The 20,586-nt window shown below is 41.4% G+C and carries 18 protein-coding genes and 2 pseudogenes; 12 read left to right on the top strand and 8 right to left on the bottom strand.

The window, feature by feature from the left end; genetic code table 11:
• The first annotated feature begins 103 nt into the window (after positions 1 to 103).
• Together JOC74_RS20325 and JOC74_RS20320 are read left to right on the top strand one after the other, a co-directional pair.
• Complete coding sequence (locus JOC74_RS20325) at positions 104 to 1,201, top strand: oligosaccharide ABC transporter ATP-binding protein MsmX (RefSeq protein ID WP_053602328.1); 1,098 nt, start codon at positions 104 to 106, stop codon at positions 1,199 to 1,201.
• Positions 1,202 to 1,513: 312 nt separating this feature from the next.
• Positions 1,514 to 1,711, top strand: coding sequence for an alpha/beta-type small acid-soluble spore protein (locus JOC74_RS20320; protein WP_053605957.1), 198 nt, complete (start codon positions 1,514 to 1,516; stop codon positions 1,709 to 1,711).
• 95 nt (positions 1,712 to 1,806) lie between these two features.
• On the opposite strand, the gene bmrD is transcribed toward JOC74_RS20320, so the two are convergent.
• The 3 genes from bmrD to JOC74_RS20305 all read right to left on the bottom strand — a co-directional run bounded on the left by bmrD (position 1,807) and on the right by JOC74_RS20305 (position 6,581).
• A complete protein-coding gene (gene bmrD / locus JOC74_RS20315; protein ID WP_053602327.1) occupies positions 1,807 to 3,828 on the bottom strand; it encodes a multidrug resistance ABC transporter ATP-binding protein/permease BmrD in 2,022 nt (673 codons plus the stop codon).
• Positions 3,825 to 5,582, bottom strand: coding sequence for a multidrug ABC transporter ATP-binding protein BmrC (gene bmrC, locus JOC74_RS20310; RefSeq protein WP_053602326.1), 1,758 nt, complete (start codon positions 5,580 to 5,582; stop codon positions 3,825 to 3,827). Before bmrC ends, bmrD begins: the two co-directional genes overlap by 4 nt.
• Before the next feature lie 435 nt (positions 5,583 to 6,017).
• Positions 6,018 to 6,581, bottom strand: coding sequence for a DUF2087 domain-containing protein (locus JOC74_RS20305; protein ID WP_053602325.1), 564 nt, complete (start codon positions 6,579 to 6,581; stop codon positions 6,018 to 6,020).
• 124 nt (positions 6,582 to 6,705) lie between these two features.
• Here JOC74_RS20305 and JOC74_RS20300 point away from each other — a divergent pair, with 124 nt between their 5' ends.
• Positions 6,706 to 7,200: a universal stress protein gene (locus JOC74_RS20300; protein WP_053602324.1), complete on the top strand. Its 495-nt coding sequence runs from the start codon at positions 6,706 to 6,708 to the stop codon at positions 7,198 to 7,200.
• A gap of 154 nt (positions 7,201 to 7,354) precedes the next feature.
• Here the strand turns inward: JOC74_RS20300 and JOC74_RS20295 are convergent, their stop codons facing one another.
• A complete protein-coding gene (locus JOC74_RS20295) occupies positions 7,355 to 8,170 on the bottom strand; it encodes a uroporphyrinogen-III synthase (RefSeq protein ID WP_053605956.1) in 816 nt (271 codons plus the stop codon).
• A 159-nt stretch (positions 8,171 to 8,329) separates the two neighbouring features.
• Here JOC74_RS20295 and JOC74_RS20290 point away from each other — a divergent pair.
• The 3 genes and pseudogenes from JOC74_RS20290 to JOC74_RS20280 form a co-directional block, all read left to right on the top strand.
• Positions 8,330 to 8,883, top strand: a pseudogene (locus JOC74_RS20290) (ABC transporter permease); the annotation flags it as partial.
• A 10-nt stretch (positions 8,884 to 8,893) separates the two neighbouring features.
• Complete coding sequence (locus tag JOC74_RS20285) at positions 8,894 to 10,030, top strand: sensor histidine kinase (RefSeq protein ID WP_053602323.1); 1,137 nt, start codon at positions 8,894 to 8,896, stop codon at positions 10,028 to 10,030.
• Positions 10,027 to 10,618: pseudogene (locus tag JOC74_RS20280) on the top strand (response regulator transcription factor). The gene JOC74_RS20285 and the pseudogene JOC74_RS20280 overlap by 4 nt, the downstream one beginning before the upstream one ends.
• 243 nt (positions 10,619 to 10,861) lie before the next feature.
• Here JOC74_RS20280 and dat read toward each other — a convergent pair.
• Positions 10,862 to 11,713 (bottom strand): D-amino-acid transaminase, encoded by an 852-nt coding sequence (gene dat, locus JOC74_RS20275; RefSeq protein ID WP_053602322.1) that lies wholly within the window; start codon positions 11,711 to 11,713, stop codon positions 10,862 to 10,864.
• 280 nt (positions 11,714 to 11,993) lie between these two features.
• On the opposite strand from dat, the gene JOC74_RS20270 reads away from it, so the two are divergent.
• The 3 genes from JOC74_RS20270 (at position 11,994) to JOC74_RS20260 (ending at position 16,433) form a co-directional block, all read left to right on the top strand.
• Positions 11,994 to 14,276, top strand: a complete 2,283-nt coding sequence (locus JOC74_RS20270) for a ribonucleoside-diphosphate reductase subunit alpha (protein WP_053602321.1) — start codon at positions 11,994 to 11,996, stop codon at positions 14,274 to 14,276.
• Between the two features lie 23 nt (positions 14,277 to 14,299).
• Entirely contained in the window at positions 14,300 to 15,346 is a 1,047-nt protein-coding gene (locus tag JOC74_RS20265) for a ribonucleotide-diphosphate reductase subunit beta (protein WP_053602320.1), read from the top strand.
• Positions 15,347 to 15,536: 190 nt separating this feature from the next.
• The gene (locus tag JOC74_RS20260) at positions 15,537 to 16,433 is read left to right on the top strand and encodes a polysaccharide deacetylase family protein (RefSeq protein ID WP_053602319.1); all 897 of its coding nucleotides are present in this window, start codon (positions 15,537 to 15,539) and stop codon (positions 16,431 to 16,433) included.
• A gap of 26 nt (positions 16,434 to 16,459) precedes the next feature.
• Here JOC74_RS20260 and JOC74_RS20255 read toward each other — a convergent pair whose 3' ends face one another.
• From JOC74_RS20255 to JOC74_RS20245, 3 genes are all read right to left on the bottom strand, one after another.
• Positions 16,460 to 17,221 (bottom strand): NAD-dependent protein deacylase, encoded by a 762-nt coding sequence (locus JOC74_RS20255; protein WP_053602318.1) that lies wholly within the window; start codon positions 17,219 to 17,221, stop codon positions 16,460 to 16,462.
• 24 nt (positions 17,222 to 17,245) lie between these two features.
• Complete coding sequence (locus tag JOC74_RS20250; RefSeq protein ID WP_053602317.1) at positions 17,246 to 18,346, bottom strand: mechanosensitive ion channel family protein; 1,101 nt, start codon at positions 18,344 to 18,346, stop codon at positions 17,246 to 17,248.
• Positions 18,347 to 18,696: 350 nt separating this feature from the next.
• Complete coding sequence (locus JOC74_RS20245) at positions 18,697 to 18,804, bottom strand: YhdX family protein (protein ID WP_098945179.1); 108 nt, start codon at positions 18,802 to 18,804, stop codon at positions 18,697 to 18,699.
• Positions 18,805 to 19,021: 217 nt separating this feature from the next.
• Here JOC74_RS20245 and JOC74_RS20240 point away from each other — a divergent pair, with 217 nt between their 5' ends.
• Genes JOC74_RS20240 through crcB form a run of 3 tightly spaced genes read left to right on the top strand, consistent with a single transcriptional unit; the run spans position 19,022 to position 20,510 of the window.
• The gene (locus tag JOC74_RS20240) at positions 19,022 to 19,747 is read left to right on the top strand and encodes a glycerophosphodiester phosphodiesterase (protein WP_053602316.1); all 726 of its coding nucleotides are present in this window, start codon (positions 19,022 to 19,024) and stop codon (positions 19,745 to 19,747) included.
• Positions 19,744 to 20,136: a fluoride efflux transporter FluC gene (locus JOC74_RS20235; RefSeq protein ID WP_053602315.1), complete on the top strand. Its 393-nt coding sequence runs from the start codon at positions 19,744 to 19,746 to the stop codon at positions 20,134 to 20,136. The genes JOC74_RS20240 and JOC74_RS20235 overlap by 4 nt, the downstream gene beginning before the upstream one ends.
• Positions 20,133 to 20,510 (top strand): fluoride efflux transporter CrcB, encoded by a 378-nt coding sequence (gene crcB, locus JOC74_RS20230; protein ID WP_053602314.1) that lies wholly within the window; start codon positions 20,133 to 20,135, stop codon positions 20,508 to 20,510. The genes JOC74_RS20235 and crcB overlap by 4 nt, the downstream gene beginning before the upstream one ends.
• The last annotated feature ends 76 nt before the right edge of the window (positions 20,511 to 20,586 follow it).

Raw genomic sequence — 20,586 nt, 5'->3', positions numbered from 1 at the left:
TTGGCAGGTATTTTTTGTGCAGGTTGCCCATTTACATAATCGAACTGCTTTACTACACTATGGATATGAAATAAAGCGCTTACAAAAAGGGGAGGAAAAACGAATGGCTGAGATCATGCTACAAGAAATCTACAAACAATATGATAACAAGGTGACAGCAGTTGAAAATTTCAATCTTCATATTGAGGATAAGGAATTCATTGTGTTTGTTGGTCCTTCCGGCTGCGGCAAATCGACCACTCTCAGAATGATTGCCGGGCTTGAGGAAATCACAAGCGGGGATTTTATTATTGACGGGAAACGGATGAATGATGTCGCTCCTAAGGATCGAGATATCGCCATGGTATTCCAGAATTATGCCCTCTACCCACATATGAACGTATATGACAATATGGCGTTCGGTTTAAAGCTGAGAAAATTTCCTAAAAGTGAAATAGAACAAAGAGTAAAAAATGCGGCAAAGATTCTCGGGCTTGAGGAATATTTGGATAGAAAGCCAAAAGCGTTGTCCGGGGGGCAAAGACAAAGGGTGGCTTTAGGACGTGCCATTGTTCGTGATGCGAAAGTGTTTTTAATGGATGAGCCGCTGTCCAATCTGGATGCGAAGCTCCGTGTGCAAATGAGGGCGGAAATCTCAAAGCTTCATCAACGCCTGCAAACGACGACCATCTATGTTACACACGACCAGACAGAAGCGATGACTATGGCAACTCGGCTAGTGGTCATGAAGAATGGTCTCATTCAGCAGGTTGGATCGCCAAAAGAAGTATATGAAAAACCGGAAAACGTTTTTGTAGGCGGTTTCATAGGTTCTCCCGCAATGAATTTCTTTTCTGGCACTTTGATTGGTAACAAGTTTAAATTTGCCGAAACGACAGTTGCCATTCCAGAAGGAAAACTGAAAACGCTTAGAACAAATGGATACGAAGGAAAAGAACTGATTCTTGGCATTCGTCCGGAAGACATTCACGATGAGCCTGTATTTTTAGATGCATCAAAAGACACACAAATTAATGCAAAAATTGAAGTTTCCGAGCTAATGGGAGCTGAAACGATGCTTTACTCTCAAGTGGATGGTCAGGAGTTTATCGCAAGGGTCGATTCGCGAACGGACGTAGAGGCAGGGCATATATTAACTTTAGCCTTGGATATGAACAAAGCACACTTTTTTGATAAAGATTCAGAAAGCAGAATTCGTTAAAGCATTCCAAAAAACCAAAGGGCTTCCCAAAGTCGATTTTTCGATTTTTGGAAGCCCTTTTTCAAATACGAGAATATTGATATATCAACATTCTTGAATTTTAAATTTTATCGGGTTTGTCCTTTTCGGACAGCCCTGTTTTCATTTTTCATTATTTACCAACATACTCTGTGCATGATTCTCAAAATGAACCCCATACTAATTCATACAATTTAATCATTGGGTGATGCCAAGAGGTACTGGGTATTGCTAACTCAGATGCTGGTTCAATTCCAGCTCACCCAGCAAAAAAACGAAAAAGGAGCTTTTACTATGCCAAACAATAGAAATAACCTTGTCGTTCCAGGTGCAGAAAAAGCAGTTGACCAAATGAAGTTTGAAATCGCTTCTGAATTTGGCGTAAACCTTGGAGCAGAAACGACTTCTCGTGCAAATGGTTCTGTAGGTGGAGAAATCACGAAGCGTTTAGTTGCTGCAGCCCAACAATCATTCGGTGGAAAAATTCAATAATAATGGCTTAAAGAAGGTGCTGCCATAGCGCCTTCTTTTTTCGTTCAAGAATAAAAAAGCCAGACGAATCCGAAAAGTGATTCGTCTGGCTCTATTTAGCCCGCAAGTGTTTCTTGTTTCCCTTTTTGCAATTCGTACATTTGATAATATTGTCCTTTTTCTTTCATTAGCTCGTCATGGTTCCCTTGTTCAATAATCTGCCCCTTATCTAAGACAAGAATTTGGTCGGCGTTCCTAATTGTTGAAAGCCGGTGAGCAATGACAAAAGTCGTCCTTCCTTTTTTCACAACATCGAGCGCGCGTTGAATAACAGCTTCTGTTTCTGTATCAATGTTTGCCGTCGCTTCATCCAAAATCAGGATCGCTGGATCGTAAGACAGAGCTCTCGCGAATGATATCAGCTGTCTTTGGCCGGAAGATAATGTGCTGCCTTTTTCAACAACTGGCTCGTCAAAGCCGTCAGGAAGATGATTGAACAGCTCATCCGCCCCCACCTGCTTTAAGGCATTCTCGACCTTTTCTCTTGAAATCTTTTCATTGTCAAGGCTGACATTGGAAGCGATCGTTCCAGTAAACAGGTATGGATCTTGCAGCACAATCCCCATATGCCTTCTGACCTCCTGCCTCGACATTTCATATATGCTTTTACCGTCGATGGTAACCTTCCCTTTTTGAATATCATAAAAGCGGAACAGCACATTCATGATGGAGCTTTTTCCGGAACCGGTGTGACCGACAAGTGCCACCGTTTCTCCTTTTTTGGCCTCAAATGAAATGTTCTTTAATACAAAATCTTTATCGTTATACGCAAAGGAGACATCATCAAAGACCACATTCCCTTCGTAACGTGCAGACTCCTTCTCATCTACTTCGGTTCCTTTTTCGTCCAACAGCCTGAAAACCCGTTCAGCCGAAACCCTGGCAAGCTCAAGCTGTGCAAATTGATTAACGATACCGGTAATCGGCTGGAACAAGCGGTTTAAGTAATCAACAAAAGCGTACAAGACACCTAAAGAAATCATGCCAGCCGCATTTAGAGAAGCTCCGCCAAAATACCATATAAGCCCGACAAAGACCAAGTTCCGCAGAAAATTGACAAGGTTATGGGACAGAAGCGAATTTAGATTCAGCATTTTGTTCTGATAACGAAAATGTGTATCATTCAACTCTTCAAATTCCTTTTTAGTTTCCTTCTGATTGCGGAACGCTTGAATGATTGTCATACCTTGAATGGATTCATTGATTTTCGCGTTGATATCACTGTTAATTGAACGAATTTTATGGTTAAAGCCTGATGCAAATTTTCGATATACGAACATCCAAATAATTAACACAGGAACAAGTGCCAGACATATCGCCGCAAGCCGCGGATCCAGCAAAAACATCGCCGTATAGATTCCAGCCAAATAGATAAAGCTCGTCACGAATTGAGAAAGCACCGTCACGTAAAGATCCCGGATCGCTTCTGTATCATTAGTTATTCTTGCGACCACCTTACCGGCGGGGAGATTATCAAAGTATTTTACTGGAAGTGTTTGAATATGGGAGAAAACGTCCTCTCTCATTCTTTGGATAACCCTGTTTGCACTGGCCTGCAGCAAATAATGCTGGCCGTAATGGAAGAATATCGAGACGATAAGCAAGCCGAGAAACATAAAGCTTAACGTGACGATTCCGCTAATTTCCGGCTCGTAAAACGCCAATATTTCATCCTTTGACAGCTGAACAGCGTCATAGGTTTCCGAGCGGCTTCCGTTTGTTATTGTCAACTTCCCGTTTGAAACGGACCTGTCTCCATCAAATGAAACAGCGCCATCTATAAAGTAATAGTCCATTCCAATTTGGAATATCCTGACTTCCTTTCCCCGCTCATCTGCAGGATCCAAATACGCCTCTCTGGCATATGTCTTTCCATTATTGTAGGAAACGGCGTGTTCTCCGCCGTCCACTTCATACCACGGCGTTTCAATTCCGAGGATATGCCCGTCGATCATCTTTTTCGCGATAAAAGGACCTGTCAATTCGGCTGCCACGGCGACTACCAGCATAAGAATCGCCAGCATCAGCGTTTTTCGATAAAGCATGGCATAAGCAAAAAGCCGTTTTCCTGTTTTCACGCTACAGTCCCCCCTTCTTCTGGAGAGGAAAGCTGCTGTCTTTGATACTGCTCATTGTACCAGCCATCTTTTTCTAGCAGTTCCCTATGTGTTCCGCGTTCCAGTATTTTCCCGTCTTCCATGACGATAATTAAATCGGCATGCTCAACCGCAGATAGCCTGTGTGCAGTGATAAACGTCGTTTTCCCTTTGCGATTTTTTTTAATATTATTAATAATCGCCGTTTCTGTTTTTGCATCAACCGCAGATAACGAATCATCCAAAATCAAAATTTCCGGATTCGCTAGCAGTGCCCGGGCAATCGAAATCCTCTGCTTCTGCCCTCCGGATAAGGCCACGCCTTTTTCTCCTACTAATGTAGACAGTCCTTCTGGCAAATTTTCCAGATCCTTTTCAAAATGGGCATTTTGAATAGCTTCCCGGATATCTTGATCAGTAGCTTCCATCTTGCCGATCAGCATATTTTCTTTCACCGTTCGTGAAAACAGCACGTGATCCTGCGGAACATAACCGATCCAGCTGTGGAGCTTGTCAAGAGATAATTTCTGAATAGGAATTCCCGAAATACTCACCTCACCCGCGCCTTCGGGGTATTGCCTCAACAGCTGCTTCACAATGGTTGATTTTCCGCTTCCCGTTTTGCCGACAATGCCGACTGTCTGCCCTTTACGAACCGTAAATGAGATTTTATCCAAATTGTTATGGGTAGAGCTTGGATATGAAAACGTTACTTGTTGAAAGGCAATATCACCTGAATACTCTGCTGCCAGGGGCTGCGCAGCTTCCTTTACATCAGGCTCATAACTAAGTGTTTCGTTTACCCGATCAAGCGATGCATTTCCTCTTTGCATAACATTAATTAGCTCTCCGATCGCAAACATTGGCCAAATGAGCATTCCAAGATACACGTTAAACGAAACGAGCTCACCTATCGTAATCTGATTTTGGAACACCATGTAGGCTCCGTAGCCAAGACCGATAAGATAACTTAAGCCTACGAGCAGCTTGACTGTTGGTTCAAAGAGAGAATCGATTAATGCTACCTTCATATTTTTTTCGTATACGTCTGCCGTCATCTTGTTAAACCTGCTGACATCATTTTTTTCCTGAACGTAGGCCCTGATGACACGCACTCCGGAAACGGATTCAAGCACTCGGTCGTTCAGGTCGCCAAACGCGTCCTGTGCTTCCGTAAATCGCTCGTGAATTTTTTTGCCGTACACACTGATTGCAACAGCCATAATCGGGAGCGGCAGTATCGCGGCTATTGTCAGCTTCCAGCTGATAATAAATCCCATCGTAACCAATATGGTCATCATAAACATCGTTGAATCGACCAGTGTAAGGATTCCAAAGCCTGCGGTCATGGATACGGATTTCAGGTCATTTGTTGCTCTTGCCATTAAGTCACCTGTTCGGTTCGTCTCATAAAATCTTGGCGTCATCTTTAACAAATGTCCCATCAGTTTTGACCTGAGTATTTTTTCGATCACAATCGCCCCGCCAAACAGCTGATACATCCAAACGTATGAAATCGTATAAACGATTACACCCAATGCGAGATATATCCCGATGTAGTAAACAATTCCGTTAAATGTAATGGCGCCGGATTGCATATCATCAATCGCATTTCCCAAAAGCTTTGGCGGAAACATTTCTAAAACGTTTACGACTAATAAAAGTACGATTGCAATCGTGTACCGAAGCCAATATTTTTTAAAAAACCATTTTAATTTGAATAACACTGAAAACATCTCTTGTCATCTCCTATTCTTTTGTTAGCCGCCTTCGAGTTTATCCCCGCAAATGATTTCGTCAATTTTTCTTTCCAACATATGAATTCCTCCTTAATATTCTTAGATTTTCGAAAATTCTACTTGGAGAATTTTCATTTATGGTTAAGCTTTTGATAAGCTAACACCCAAAAAGACACAAAAAGGGCGCAAATTCACGTTTTCGTGACATGCGCCCCTATATCGCTTATATTCAATTCACAAAAATGTCTATCGACAAAGCAGCGGAAACGTTTGTTTGAGTCACATGAATATTCAGCTGTATGTATGAAAGAACTGCTTGATTAATCATGACACAAACCTCCGTTCGCTTTTTCTCATTCTAATCATAAATCGCCCCAGATTCATTGTCAATTGATTTGTTGGAAAAAATTCCAAACTTTTGTTTAGAAAAAATCAAATAATCCATAGTTCTGATGGCTGGACAACGTACTCATTATTTTTCCGATAAGCAAATTCATGAATAATCAGCTCTCTTCGCAGCGTAGCATAGTCATTATGATATCTCTTTAAATAGTCGCTGATTTCCCGTTCGGAATACACTTTATTCGCTTCCAATCCTTCAGCCAGCTTCCCGAGAATAATAATTTTCTTTTTTTGCTGGGCAGGAATTTGCATCAGTTTTCCATCTGGAGAAAAGAAGTTTTTTTCAATCGTATGCCTTTCTTCTAATGTGACTTTCAATTTTTGTTTTTTTCCTATTTCTTTCGTCACATGTAAACTCTTTTCCAATTCACTTTCTATGAAATAAAAATAGACTGTGTTTTTTTCACGTCGCTCTTTTATTAGTCCAACTTCTTTTAATTTACCGATATGATGGGTGATGGTAGGGGGTTTTAAGCCCAGCTTCCCTGATAACGCCTGACCGTGAAGGGGACCGGATCTTAATAGGGCAATGATTTTCAGCCTTGTTTCATCTCCCAGCGTTTTATGAAATTGAATAACTCGATTCAGCTGCATATCCTTCCTCCTGTTAGATGTATATCTAATTAGATTATAATCTAATTAGATTAATAAAGCAATGTTTAATTCGCATCACCGCCGGGTAAAGTAAAAATAACCTTTAAGAAAGGAAGGATATAGAATGTTTTCAGCTGATCGAATCCTCGTCGCATTTGACGGCAGTGATGACAGCAAAAAAGCTCTTAAAAAAGCTATAGACCTTTCAAAAAAACTAGATTCGAATTTATCCATCGCCCATGCTCATGAAGACAGGAGAATTGATCCGGGCGAGCCTCCCCGTCCATACGGAGCAGCAGGTTATGTCTCGGGTGGTACGGCAAATATTCCGATCCCTAATGTAAACCATGAGCCGGATGAGCCATTGATATACGATGACGGGTCGGAGGAAGTGATGGCAAATGCCCGAATGATACTTGATGAAAATCATTATGAAGGAAACATCAAGGTTCTCGAAGGAGAGCCCGCAGATGCCATACTTGAGTATGCCGAAGAAATATCTGCAGATTTGATCGTTATGGGGAGCAGAGATCAAAACAGACTGAGCAAATTATTATTTGGAAGCGTCAGTGAGAAGCTTTCCTCCGAATCGGAAATCCCGGTTTTGATCGTGAAATAATTATGAATAGTAAAACTCGCTCCCTTAGTTGGAAAGAGCGAGTTTTTTAATGCCTGTTTTAGTATTCCTTCGATCTTGATTTCAGATAAATCAAAAATTAAAGCCTTTATAGATTACTGACACTAGAATGACTTTTTGCAATATAATACTTTATTTATTTTGTAGTTTTTTCTTTATAGTAGTGCTCCAAGGCAATAATAGCACTGCCCATTCGTTCTTCCTGCGGGATGACGATACGTTCGATTCCCTCATCTTTTAATGCAGCAGCTGTTACTTTACCTACTGCTACAGCAACAACATCTTTTGAAAAAGCATCCATCAGCTCTTGAAAGACGCCTTTTTCCTTCGCAAAGGAAAAAAGAAATCTGCCTTGCGGAGCACTCGTAAAATTTACAGCATCTACCTTGCCATTCAGAATTTCGTCGAGAAGCTGCTCCAAAACCTCAGGTTCCGGCGGAATATGCTGATAGGGAAGCACTTCTTTATATTCGGCCTGTTGCTCCTCCAAAAAATGAACAAGCTTCGGCGCCGGATCACCATGCAATTGGAGTGCCACTTTAGCGCCCTTTAGATCATGAGAGGATAAAGCTCTAACCAAGCCGGCCGTACTCCCATCATCATCTCTGACGTCAGGTGCAATCCCAAACCTTTTCAACATGTTAACCGTTTTATATCCGCGTGCAGCTACCTTTGCCCTCGAAATCGCTTGTATAAATTCATCGGCTAACCCCAGTTTTTCTGCTGTTTTATACAGTGTCTCCGTCCCAACCCCTGTCGTCAAAATAAACCAATCATAGCTTCCTTTTACGAGATGACGAACATCTTTTTCCAGGTTTGAATCGTCTAAAAACACTGTTCCTTGAGCCGGCCGAATAAGCGGTATTCCGCCAAGGTTTTTGACAAGCTTGCTCAAATCCTCCGATTTGCGCTTTCCAGCCAATGCAATTCTTATTCCCTCTAACCGTTTCACGTCTTTCCCCCCAAACATTACGTATAAGTTCTTGTTTTTAATATCTTTTAAGCTTACCACAAACTTGTCCTCCGATACATACCTCATTAATTCATGACATTTATCATATAAAAACAGTGACAATTTGGAATAACTTTCATTTCCAAAAAGTAATAGACTAGTGTGATGGGATCAGCAATTTTCACGCTGGGAATTCGTAACGTTCAAGAGCGAACGCAGGGCTGGGCGGAGTTTATGCGCGTTACTCCGCTTCCCGGCTCCTATTATTTCTTTGGCAAAATGGTTGCGCAATCGGTGATTCACGCTTTGTCGATCATCGTCATTTTTTTAGCTGGGATATTCATCACGGGATTTCTTTACCTATCTCAGTATGGATCATGAGCGGAAGCTGGATATTTGCAGCTTCATTCTCCTTCATGGCTTTAGGCACCTTGATTGGCACGTTGAAAAGAGTCGATACCGCTGCAGGCGTAAGCAATATTCTTTATCTTGGCCTGGCATTCACCGGCGGGATGTGGATGCCGCTGGAGATTCTTCCTGAAGTCATGCGAGCGATCGGAAAATGGCTGCCATCTTACAGCTTCGGGAATGGAGCCTGGCAGATCGTTGCCGGAAAAACGCCTGAAGTCAGAAATATCCTGATTCTTATCGGCTACATGGTCGTATTTATGATACTATCAAGCTATATAAGAAAAAAACAGGAAGCGGTGTAGAACAAGTTACATGGCAGCGATTAAAAAATTTCGATTATTCCCAAAAAAATATGGAATTATGCCCTATGTTTTTCTCATTTATTTATTGATGCCGATAGTTTATATGTCGTATGCGGAAGGTGCCAAAAAGGTCGTTGGTTATATCTTGCTTTTCCTTTTTGTAGTCACCTACCGCCAATTATATGTCACTGTGGAAAAAGGCTTTTCGTTTTGGTTAGTTCTGCAATTACTGATTGTTTTTAGCCTGATTATCTTTTATCATCCATATAATTTGTTCATCGGTTTTTTCACGGCCCATTTTATCGGCTGGTATTCTGAGAACAAGCATTTTTTTATTGCATGGGCTGGGTTTATTGTCTCCAATGCGTTGGCGATCGCAAGTATCTCACACCAGCTTGAGACAATTGATTTTCTAACCTTAATCCCTTTTCTAATTATTATGTTTGCCATCCCTTTTGGATTCAGATCAATCGATAAACGGAATAAAATAGAACAGCAGCTTGCCCAAGCAAACGAGCGAATCGAAGAGCTGGTCAAGCAGGAGGAACGAATGCGGATTTCACGAGATTTGCATGATACGCTGGGCCATACGCTATCACTCATTACTATAAAAAGCCAATTGGTCGGAAAGTTGATTGCCAAAAATCCTGAAAAAGCCGAAAAAGAAGCAAAGGAAATTGAAATTACTTCCCGCACAGCATTGCAGCAGGTTAGAGAGCTGGTTTCCGGTATGCGAACGCTAACGCTGGAAGAAGAGCTTGTCCATATGAAAGCGTTTTTACAATCAACCGGCATCTCTTTTCGTTATGAAGGCGATAAGAAGTTTTCTGACATATCACACTTGACCCAAAACACAATGTGCCTGTGCCTGCGTGAAGCAACGACAAATGTAGTCAAGCACAGCCGGGCAACACAGTGTCTCGTTCGGATCAAGAAGGGAAAAGCCGGGATTAAACTGGAGGTTTCAGATAATGGAATTGGGGTCGATTTCATGAAAGATCGTGCTTTTGGAAATGGATTGAAAGGGATTGATGAGCGGCTTTCCCTTGTCGACGGGAGTCTTACGTTAACTTCAGACAAGGGAACCAGCTTGATGATCGAAGTACCTTTTATTGTGAAGCAAAGACAGGATGCGGCTGATTTATGATAAGAATTATTATTGCTGAAGATCAACGAATGCTTCGCGGCGCACTTGGCTCGCTTCTTGATCTTGAAGATGACATAGAAGTCGTCGGGCAGGCAGCAAACGGTGAAGAAGCCCTCTCGCTTATCGATCAGCTGCTGCCTGATATTTGTTTAATCGATATTGAAATGCCGATAAAAAGCGGCCTTGAGGTAGCTTAGAAATTACATACACTCAAGTCTGCTTGCCGGGTTGTTATTCTAACTACCTTTGCAAGGCCCGGCTATTTCGAACGGGCGGTTAAGGCGGGAGTTCACGGATATTTATTAAAGGACGGACCTTGCAGAAGCCATTTGCAATGTGATGAAGGGGAAATGTGAGATTGCTCCTGCTCTCATATTTGAAACCATTCAAGAGACAAACCCATTAAAGCCGCGCGAGCGAGAAATTATTAAGCTGGTTGCCGAGGGAAAAAGCATCAGGAAAATAAGCAAATCACTGTTTTTATCTCCCGGTACTGTTCGAAACTATCTCTCTGAAATATTTGGCAAGTTGCACGCAAAAAACCGTATGGAAGCAATCAAAATCGCAGAGGAAAAAGGCTGGATATAAATAAGCTGCCCTAAAATCGGCAGCTTTTCTTTATCCCGCATTTACGGGCAGTAAGACCCCTACCTCGAAGACTTTAGGTCTCCTAGAGAAGTTAGATGGGGACGGGCTGCCCGTAAAAGCTAGGGGTAGCTTCACCTGAAAATCGGTAGGGGTGAATGTAGAAAACTAATTGCTCAGGCGTTCTGTGCGGGCGCGTTCACTATCATATCCTATGCCTCGCCCCCCACAGATTGAAGGTTCACTTTATTGCTTTACTATATTAGCAGGCACGATTCTTTTTTGAAACGCTTCCTGCACTTTTCTCGTTACATTTCCGGGTTTTCCGCTTCCAACGTCTTTTCCGTCAAGGGTTATGATCGGAATAACCTCTGCCGTCGTTGAAGCCATGAACAGCTCATCAACAGATCCCAGCTCTTCCTCGGTGATTGCTTTTTCTTCAAATGGAATATGTTCGTTTTCAAATATGTTCAAAAGCTCTCTGCGGGTAATGCCATTTAATATGAGATGATTGACTGGATGAGTATAAACCTCTCCATCCTTTACAGCAAAAATATTGGAAGATGTTCCTTCAGTCACATAGCCGTCTCTGATCAATACAGCCTCAAAAGCACCTTGCTCGCTTGCTTTCTGCTTTGTCATAACGTTATAAAGCAGGTTGAGGCTCTTAATATCGCATCTAAGCCAGCGCATATCTTGTGCTGTAATTGCCGCAACACCATTCGTTTGCTCCTCTTCGGGCTTTTTCAATGAAAAAGTATACCCGACTGTTTGCGGCTGAATATCTTTTTTATATTGATGCTTCCTAGGGGCAACACCTCGGGAAATTTGAAAATAAATTCCGCCCTCGCTTACTTGATTTTCCTGAATAAGCTCGTTAAACTGCTGTTCCAGATCTTTTTTTTCAAATGCAAGCTCAATACCAATCTCATTTGCGCTATTAAACAGACGATCTATATGCTCTTTTTGCGCAAACATCTCTCCATTGTAGATGCGAATGACTTCATATACTCCGTCTCCAAACTGGTATCCCCTGTCCTCAATATCAACCTTGCTTTCTGAACGATCCATAATACTGCCATTCCAAAGTACCTTCATATTTTACCAACCTCTCTCCTCTTTGTACTTCAGCATGATGCAATCTTATCCGATAATTATGATAGAATCAATGCCGGCAATTGCTAGTTTGCTAATCTATCTTTGTGGAAAAAGATTAATAGCCATTTCAAAAAAACATATTTTTATTTCTTGAAAATTGCAGGACGCTCCTTTATTATAAAAGTAGATAAACACTACATATAGATATAACAACGAAAATAGAACACAATATATTGAAATTCTCCGGTTCCATTGGGTAATTTAAAAGGGAGGCTATTCGATGACTACAAATATGATCACGACAGAAATTACTGACGAAAACGGAAGAAAAGAAACATTTTCATTTGAAAAACTGCAGCATTATGTAGAACAATCAGCAAAGGATTTCCCCCATCTTGACACTGACCAATACCTCACTCGACTGCAAACTACAATCGAAGCAAGAGATCATTTTTCAACAAAACAGCTGACTAATCTTCTCATTCTCGAAGGATTGGCAAACATTAGCGATCTCGAACCTGATTGGACTTTTTTCTGTGCACGTATCTATTTAGACCAGCTTTATAGGGAGAGCTCCCGAAACCGTTCCACAAATAAACCCTACAAGTCGTTTTACGGGCTGCTGACGCATTTATATGAAGAAGGAATTTACAGCAGACAGCTCCTTGACTCCTATTCTAAAGAAGAAATTCATAAATTAGAAGGATTATTAAATCCAGAAAAAGATAAACTGTTTACTTATATTGGACTTAGAACTCTCTCAGATCGCTATTTGGCAAGAGATTACGAGAAAAAGACATTCGAGCTTCCGCAGGAACGCTTTTTAATAATTGCGATGACCCTGATGATTCATGAAAAGAAAGAACGCCGTTTTTCTCTTATTAAGGAAGCCTACTGGGCATTAAGCAATTTGTATATGACAGTCGCCACGCCAACCTTGGCGAATAGCGGAAAATCGTACGGACAGCTTTCCAGCTGTTTTATTGATACGATTGATGACAGCCTGCAAGGAATTTATGACAGCAATACTGATATTGCCAACCTCTCAAAGTCAGGAGGCGGAATCGGAGCTTATCTCGGAAAAATCAGAAGCCGCGGCAGTGATATTAAAGGCTTTAAAGGGGTTTCTTCCGGGGTCATTCCTTGGATGAAGCAGTTGAATAATACAGCAGTCAGCGTCGATCAGCTGGGCCAGCGCAAAGGTGCGATTGCAGTTTACCTCGATGTTTGGCACAGAGATATTTATTCCTTTCTTGATGCGAAATTAAACAACGGCGACGAACGGCTGCGGACGCACGATTTATTTACCGGCGTCTGTATTCCCGATATCTTTATGGAACAAGTAGAAGCACGGGGAGACTGGTATTTGTTTGACCCTCACGAGGTACGGACGATTATGGGCTACAGCCTTGAAGACTATTTTGATGAAGAAAAAGGAAAAGGAAGTTTCAGAGAAAAGTACCAAGAGTGCGTCGACCATCCTGCATTGAGAAAAGAAAAAGTCTCAGCTATTGATATTATGAAGCGGATCATGATCAGCCAGCTAGAAGCCGGAACGCCGTTTATGTTTTACCGGGATGAAGTAAACAGGCAAAATCCAAATTCCCATAACGGCATGATTTATTGCAGCAATCTTTGCACAGAAATTACCCAAAACCAAAGCCCAACGACAGTGGACGAACAGTATACAGAGGATGGAAAAATCATAACAGTAAAAACACCCGGAGATTTCGTCGTCTGTAACCTTTCTTCTATTAACTTGGCCCGTGCCGTATCTGAAGATGTGCTGTCCCGCCTGATTCCAATCCAGGTACGGATGCTGGACAATGTCATTGATTTGAATGATATTCCTGTCCTGCAGGCAAAACTGACAAACCAAAAATACCGGGCAATCGGGCTTGGCACCTTCGGCTGGCATCATCTGCTCGCTCTCAAGCAAATTGGGTGGGAAACGGAGGAAGCCGTTCAATTTGCCGATGAGTTATATGAATCAATAGCTTATTATACAATTCAAGCGAGCAATGAGCTTGCCAAGGAAAAAGGAAGCTATCAGCTGTTTAATGGCTCCGATTGGGAAAACGGCCGTTATTTTTCCAAACGGGGATATACCGGGGAAAACGGCCGTCTAGACTGGAATTCCTTACAGGAGGAGGTACGCGAACACGGAATGAGAAACGGCTACTTAATGGCTGTTGCTCCTAATGCCAGCACATCCATTATTGCCGGAAGCACCGCAAGCATCGACCCAGTGTTTCAAAAGGTGTATTCCGAAGAGAAAAAAGATTACAAAATTCCGGTTACCGTTCCAGACTTAAATGCAGAAACGACCTGGTATTATAAATCGGCTTATTTTGTTGACCAGCATGCAAGCATTGCGCAAAATGCCGCGAGACAACGCCATATTGACCAAGCTGTCTCTTTTAATATTTACGTTTTGAATACAGTTAAGGCAAAGGACTTGTTGGATATCCATCTTTCCGCCTGGAATTCAAAGATGAAAACAACCTATTATGTCCGGTCCACCTCAAGTGAAATTGTGGATTGTGACTCATGTGCAAGCTAGAGTTTAAAAAAGGAGAGAAGTAAATGTCTGGCTACGAATTAAAAGCACGGGTACTCATGGACGCAGATGCCCCAAACCGATCAACCTCGATTGTGAACGGCAGCAGTTCAAATGTTCTAAATTGGGACGATGTCAGATACAGCTGGGCTTATCCAAAATATAAAAAGATGCTGGCTAATTTTTGGACGCCATTTGAAATCAATATGTCTCAGGATATTAAACAATTCCCTGCCCTAGCAGAAGAGGAGAAGGATGCCTTTTTAAAAATCATCGGACTCCTCGCTCTTCTCGACAGCATTCAAACGGATTATGCCGGGAAGGTCGCCGATTATCTTACTGACTCAAGCGTGAATGCTCTGATGATTATCCTTGCCCAGCAGGAGGTTATCCACAATCACTCTTATTCTTATGTGCTATCAAGCATTGTACCAAAGCATGTTCAAGAAGAAGTGTTTGAATATTGGAGAAGCGAACCGATTCTTCGAAAACGAAATGACTTTGTCACCGAAGGCTATAAGGATTTTGCCGAATCTCCAAGTGTAGAAAATTTATTGAAATCGATCGTTTACGATGTGATTTTAGAGGGGTTGTTCTTTTACTCCGGATTTGCCTTTTTTTACAACTTGGCGAGAAATCAAAAAATGGTATCCTCAAGTACGATGATTAATTACATTAATCGAGATGAACAAATTCATGTTGACCTATTCGTGAAAATTTTCAAAGAGGTTTTATCCGAGTATCCCGATCTGCGGACAAAAGAGCTTGAAGAATTTGTCCAGGCGACTTTTAAGCAAGCAGCTGAGCTTGAAATCGAGTGGGCACGTTTTATTATAGGGAACAAAGTGGACGGGCTTAATCTCTCCGATCTTGAAGCGTATATTAAATTTTATGCAAATGTGCGGTGCAATCAGCTGGGATTTGATCGTCCGTTTGAGGGCTACCGCCAGAACCCGCTTAAATGGATCAAGGCTTATGAAGAAGTGGATCTTGGAAAATCTGATTTCTTCGAGCAAAAATCAAGACAATATACAAAAGTAAATCATGCAGATAACGGCTTTGACGAATTGTAATCTAAATAACCTGCCAAACTGGCAGGTTATTTTTCTCTGTCGAAAAAGTGTTCAAAAAGTTACAAAAAAATCGGAAATTTAATTGATAAATTTCCCTTCTTTTTTCCTATTTTTCCTGTATACTTTTAAACTGTGATACCTAATTGATACGGGTATGAAAAAAATCATTACGGCAAATGGAGAGATTGGGATGCTTCAAAAGCGAAAAAAACTGCAACCATCTGCTGGTTATTTATTAGTAAAAACGGCTTTTCTTTTGGGACTATGTCTTGTATTACTTGGAACGTGGAGCAGCAGTTCCGCAAAAAACGGGCAGCAAGAAAAGGCTGTCATTCCAACGGATAATGGTTCCATCCGCGAGACTCAAAAAAATGATTTACTCAAAAAAATTCAGCATAAGCAGCTCGCTTTACATATGCAAACGAAAGAAGAAATACAACAAAAAGAAGATGCCATCCGAAAGAAACATAATGAACTAAACAAAAAAACGGTATATTTAACCTTTGACGACGGACCTTCTCCATATACTCAGAAGCTGAATGATGTACTTAACGCAAACGATGTCAATGCCACTTTTTTCATGCTGGAGCCTAACATGAAAGAGTATAAAAAATCGCTCCTAGCCTTGAAGGAAAACGGCAATGCGTTAGGCTTGCACGGCGTTACCCACAGCCAGAAAAAATTTTATAAAACAAGCGATTCACCGCTTCTTGAGATGAAGCAAGCGCAAAATACCTTAAAATCAATAACTGGTGTAAACACCACTTTCGTTCGAACGCCATTTGGCAGCAAGCCCTCGTTAACCGAAACACAAAGAGATAACCTTGAAGAAGCAGGATTTTCCATTTGGGATTGGTGTATTGATAGCTACGATTGGAAATTCAGAGACTCACGTTATGTAAATGAAGTGATAATGCAGCTGGAAACGAAGGAAGCCGAGCATCTCAACCTTCCTAATATTATTTTACTGCACGACCGCCCTGAAACAGTCAACTCCCTTCAATCGCTAATCAATCGATTAAAGGAAAAAGGCTACTCTTTTGATACCCTTGATGAAAAGAAAGTGGATGTTTTTTCTTTTCGTTAAATGAAGAAGGCACCTGACTCATCAAATCAGGTGCCTTCTTTCCTTTTCATGTCGCTAACGAGCTCCCCGATTTTTTCGTGAATGACAAGATCAAACAGATCATCGTAAGCGGTAGGTTCCAGATTAACCAATGCCTTATTCAATCCCTGAATGTAATGCGCTTCCTGGGGAACAAGGTTTACGGGAGCGACCTCAAGAGAAGTACCTATCACAAGGAGAAGATCGGTTTTTTCGATCGTTTGGAAAAGCGTATCCAAATGATGAACCATGTCTCCAAAGAGAACAACGTCTGTCTTTACAATAAATCCGCACTCTGTCCCCTTCTCATTTATCCTTGTACATCTCGGGACATCCTCTTTAAGCAGATGGGAAAGATCATATTTGGTTTGGCACTTTGGGCAAGTACCGGTTTGGATTGATCCATGCAGTTCGTACACATACCGGCTACCTGCCTTTTTGTGCAGGCCATCGATGTTTTGGGTAAAAATCTCAATGCTTTTCCCCTGTTTCTCAAGCTCTGCCAAGTACAGATGCCCCTTGTTCGGCTCATGATTTCCGCTTGCTTTCATCTGAAAAAGACCTTTAAATTTAGGCCAAAATCGTTTCGGATATTGTTCAAAATAGCTCCTGCTCATCGCTTCCATTCTCGACATATCTTCAGCCCAGATGCCGCCTGCAGACCTAAAATCAGGAATCCCGGATTCGGTGCTCATGCCTGCGCCTGTTAAGACAGTAATATGATCTGCCTGATGAACGAAAGACTGAAAGACACTTCTCAGATCTTTCATCCGTATTCCCTCCTATTTTTCGATCTAGCTGTATTCTTTTTGCCGGCCTTGAATCTCAAAGGGCTCGCCTTCTTCTTGCTTAATAAATAATGTCTGGCTCGGATAAGCAAGCTCCACCTGTTCTTCCGCCAAAATCTCAATGATTTTATAATTCACATCCTGCCTGATATTCAAATGCTCCACCCAGGCAGTTGTCTTCGTATAAAAGTTGAAAAACAAATTTAAATTTCCGTCCTGAAATTGATTAAAATGAACCATAATCAGTTCATCGTGTATGCCATCATGAGCATCAAGCATTTCCTTTATCCTCTTAATTGCACTTGTCATATTTTCTTTAGGAGTTTCAAAGTCGATAAGTAACGAAAATGTAATCTGCCGTTTGCCCATTTTCGAAATGTTTGTAATCGGTTCATTCGCTAACGTTTTATTAGGAACGGTTACGAGTGACATTGCACCGGTACGAATCCTTGTACTTCGGAACGAAATGTCTTCCACTGACCCTTCAACACTCGGAGTGGAAATATAATCGCCAATATTGAACGGCTTTTCCGTAATAATAATGACGCCGCCAAAAAAGTTGGCAATCGAATCCTGAGCGGCGAGCGCAAAAGCAAGACCACCAATACCAAGCCCGGCTACAAACCCATTTACATCATAATCAAACTCCTGTGCAATGATACTTAAGCTTAATGCCACAAGAATAAAACGAGTGATTCTTGATAAAAAGGGTGTCAATATATCTTCCATTTCAGAATCAGATCGCCTATTAAATTTTGAAAAAATAAAAGAAGATGTCGATACGAAATTAAATAAGCCCCAAGTCAGCAATACAATGATCGAGGAGCGGAACAATCGAGAAATTAAAGTCGTTTGCCCGTCAATAAATGGGGCATATTGCACTGCCAAATAAATACCTAGGATGACAAAAAACCACCGGACCGGCTTCTCAAAAGCAAGGACAACATGATTAACAAATATGGTTCTTTTCGATTTGCCTGTCAGCTTTACGATAAAACTAAACAAATATTTCGTAAACAATTTACGTAATAGTAAAAATACCAGCAAGATTAGTAGACTGATGCCTACCTGCACTGTATTATCCCACGTCAAAATGTTATCAAACATTTGAAACTCTCCTTTATATTGTTTCAGGTTTTCATTATACTAAATTTTACGATTGAATGCTTCTTTTAATAGTCTATTGAAACTTATACGGAGGTTTCTTTGACATAAGGGCTCAGAGGATATTTGATGAAGCGTTGCAGCGACTGAGGGTTTATTGATTGTTTGTTGTCCCGCCTGGACTTCTTCTATGGCATTTTAAGGTATTCTGGAAGCAATTCGGAAAAAATCATTGAAATAAGCGGGGATGATCCATATTAACTACCTTGGGGATCACCGACAAAAAAAGAAAACTCCGGGGGGCTCCAGAGTTTTCGTTCACGTTTTACGGGTGAGACATCATACGGGAAACACTAATCCTTTTTCTTGGTCTGTGTTTGTTCTAGGAGAGTCGCTTTAAACATTTCAGCGTCAGTTTCAGCCTTAATCCTTTCCTCCACTTTAATTCTCCCTTTTCCCATTATCTCGCCTCCTTTTCTGACATTATAAAATATCAGAATATTTTGTAAATGATGCAAAAGGACTATTTTTCTGTCCTTACAGCGACTGCATTTTTGATGTAATTCATATTACGTGTATTAAGCACGGACTATTCTTTCAAGAAAAAATCAAAATCGCATCCTCCCCGGCTAATCTGTTATGATTAAAAAGATCCTATAGCAAGGGAGAAAATTAAGAATGAAGATTATTGCCCATCGGGGGGCATCGGGGTACGCTCCTGAGAATACATTTGCTGCGTTTGATCTTGCTGTAGAAATGGGTGCTGATTTTATCGAATTTGATATTCGAATGACAAAGGATTTTCAGCTTGCTGTTATCCATGATGATACAGTAGATCGAATAACTAACGGTTCTGGATTTGTGAAAGATTTTACAATGAGTGAGCTTTCGCAGCTCGATGCCGGGAGCTGGTTCGGAAGCGCCTTTTCCGGAGAAACAATTCATCAGCTTGAAGCTGTGCTCACACGATATTCGGGTAAGATCGGGATGCTCATAGAAATCAAGGACTCAGCTCTTCCGCATGATTTGCTTGTGTCTATCGGAAAGGCTATAGAATTGTTTCCGTTCAACTCACATACAGTAGTGCAATCTTTTCATCGATCTGTCATTCACTTGTTCAACAGCATGTTCCCTTCGATACCTACAGCTTTATTAGTGAGACCTAGGTTTGGAATGATTTCGAAAAAAAGACTTCGAAGCTACAAGTCATTTGTCGGCTATGTAAACCCAAAATACACCCTTGTAAATCCGAATTTGATTAGAGCGATTCATCAGGCCGGACTGAAATCATTCGTCTGGACGTTACGAAGCAAAAAAGCAATCGAGCGAATCAGTAAACTTCCCATTGATGGAGTGATTACGGATTACCCCGATTATTTTATAGGAAGAGATGGGCGAAGATGAAACAATTTGCTGCGGTTTTTTTCGGAGGTGCGCTAGGCACATTATTCCGATTTTTACTCAATGAACAAGCAATTCCATTTCCGATTCCTTATTGGAGCTGGCTGGAGAATACAGCAGGCAGCCTTATTTTAGGTATAGTAACAGGTTTTTATCTTTTTCACTCTAAAAAAACAGCCCTTTATGCGTTTTTGGGAGCAGGATTTTGCGGAGGATTTACGACGATGTCAGCCTTTGCGAAGGAGACTCTCCATTTAATGTATTCAGGTTCTCCAATGCTTGCCGCCGGATATATGGCCGCCACTGTCACTTTTGGGCTGCTTGCGGCATTGCTTGGCATTTTGATTGGAAGAAACTTTGCAAGCAAGCGAAAGGAGCGGATTACTCCATGATGATTTTGGCTGTGATGGCAGCTGGCGGCTTGGGTTCAGCTTTAAGATTTTGGCTGGGTCAGCTCATTTCTTCAAAAAAATACTATACACAAATTCCGATTGCGATTTTACTTATTAATGTACTCGGATCCTTTGGCCTCGGCATTTTTACATATTTACAAATGACGCATCCCGCTCTTATAACCATTATTTCAACCGGTTTTTTTGGTGCGTTCACTACATTCTCAACCTTCAGTGTGGAAGCAATCCAGCTCTTCATGGATCATAAGGTAAAGGAAGCGTTCGTTTATATTCTCCTATCTGTTTTCGGCTGTTTGCTTGCTTATGCAGCTGGTTTTTCTATTTACCTAATCTTACCTCTAAGCGGAGCGTAGTTGAAAATGTCTATACCCGAAGTTTCAGCTTGGTGAAGCGAGTTCACGGAAAAAAGCCCGGGCTTATTTTTTGTTC

Origin of the sequence: Bacillus capparidis (genome assembly GCF_017832095.1) — a bacterium.
Taxonomy (GTDB): Bacteria; Bacillota; Bacilli; order Bacillales; family Bacillaceae; genus Bacillus; species Bacillus gobiensis.
This window is presented reverse-complemented; position numbering and strand designations above follow the sequence as displayed.

Coding starts and splice junctions, on each gene's coding strand:
- JOC74_RS20235 (WP_053602315.1), top strand. CDS start 19,744: ATGAAACAATTTGCTGCGGTTTTTTTCGGAGGTGCGCTAGGCACATTA.
- bmrC (WP_053602326.1), bottom strand. CDS start 5,582: ATGTTTTCAGTGTTATTCAAATTAAAATGGTTTTTTAAAAAATATTGG.
- JOC74_RS20240 (WP_053602316.1), top strand. CDS start 19,022: ATGAAGATTATTGCCCATCGGGGGGCATCGGGGTACGCTCCTGAGAAT.
- crcB (WP_053602314.1), top strand. CDS start 20,133: ATGATGATTTTGGCTGTGATGGCAGCTGGCGGCTTGGGTTCAGCTTTA.
- JOC74_RS20265 (WP_053602320.1), top strand. CDS start 14,300: ATGTCTGGCTACGAATTAAAAGCACGGGTACTCATGGACGCAGATGCC.
- JOC74_RS20300 (WP_053602324.1), top strand. CDS start 6,706: ATGTTTTCAGCTGATCGAATCCTCGTCGCATTTGACGGCAGTGATGAC.
- JOC74_RS20270 (WP_053602321.1), top strand. CDS start 11,994: ATGACTACAAATATGATCACGACAGAAATTACTGACGAAAACGGAAGA.
- JOC74_RS20255 (WP_053602318.1), bottom strand. CDS start 17,221: ATGAAAGATCTGAGAAGTGTCTTTCAGTCTTTCGTTCATCAGGCAGAT.
- JOC74_RS20260 (WP_053602319.1), top strand. CDS start 15,537: ATGCTTCAAAAGCGAAAAAAACTGCAACCATCTGCTGGTTATTTATTA.
- JOC74_RS20245 (WP_098945179.1), bottom strand. CDS start 18,804: ATGGGAAAAGGGAGAATTAAAGTGGAGGAAAGGATTAAGGCTGAAACT.
- JOC74_RS20305 (WP_053602325.1), bottom strand. CDS start 6,581: ATGCAGCTGAATCGAGTTATTCAATTTCATAAAACGCTGGGAGATGAA.
- JOC74_RS20320 (WP_053605957.1), top strand. CDS start 1,514: ATGCCAAACAATAGAAATAACCTTGTCGTTCCAGGTGCAGAAAAAGCA.
- dat (WP_053602322.1), bottom strand. CDS start 11,713: ATGAAGGTACTTTGGAATGGCAGTATTATGGATCGTTCAGAAAGCAAG.
- JOC74_RS20325 (WP_053602328.1), top strand. CDS start 104: ATGGCTGAGATCATGCTACAAGAAATCTACAAACAATATGATAACAAG.
- JOC74_RS20250 (WP_053602317.1), bottom strand. CDS start 18,346: ATGTTTGATAACATTTTGACGTGGGATAATACAGTGCAGGTAGGCATC.
- JOC74_RS20285 (WP_053602323.1), top strand. CDS start 8,894: ATGGCAGCGATTAAAAAATTTCGATTATTCCCAAAAAAATATGGAATT.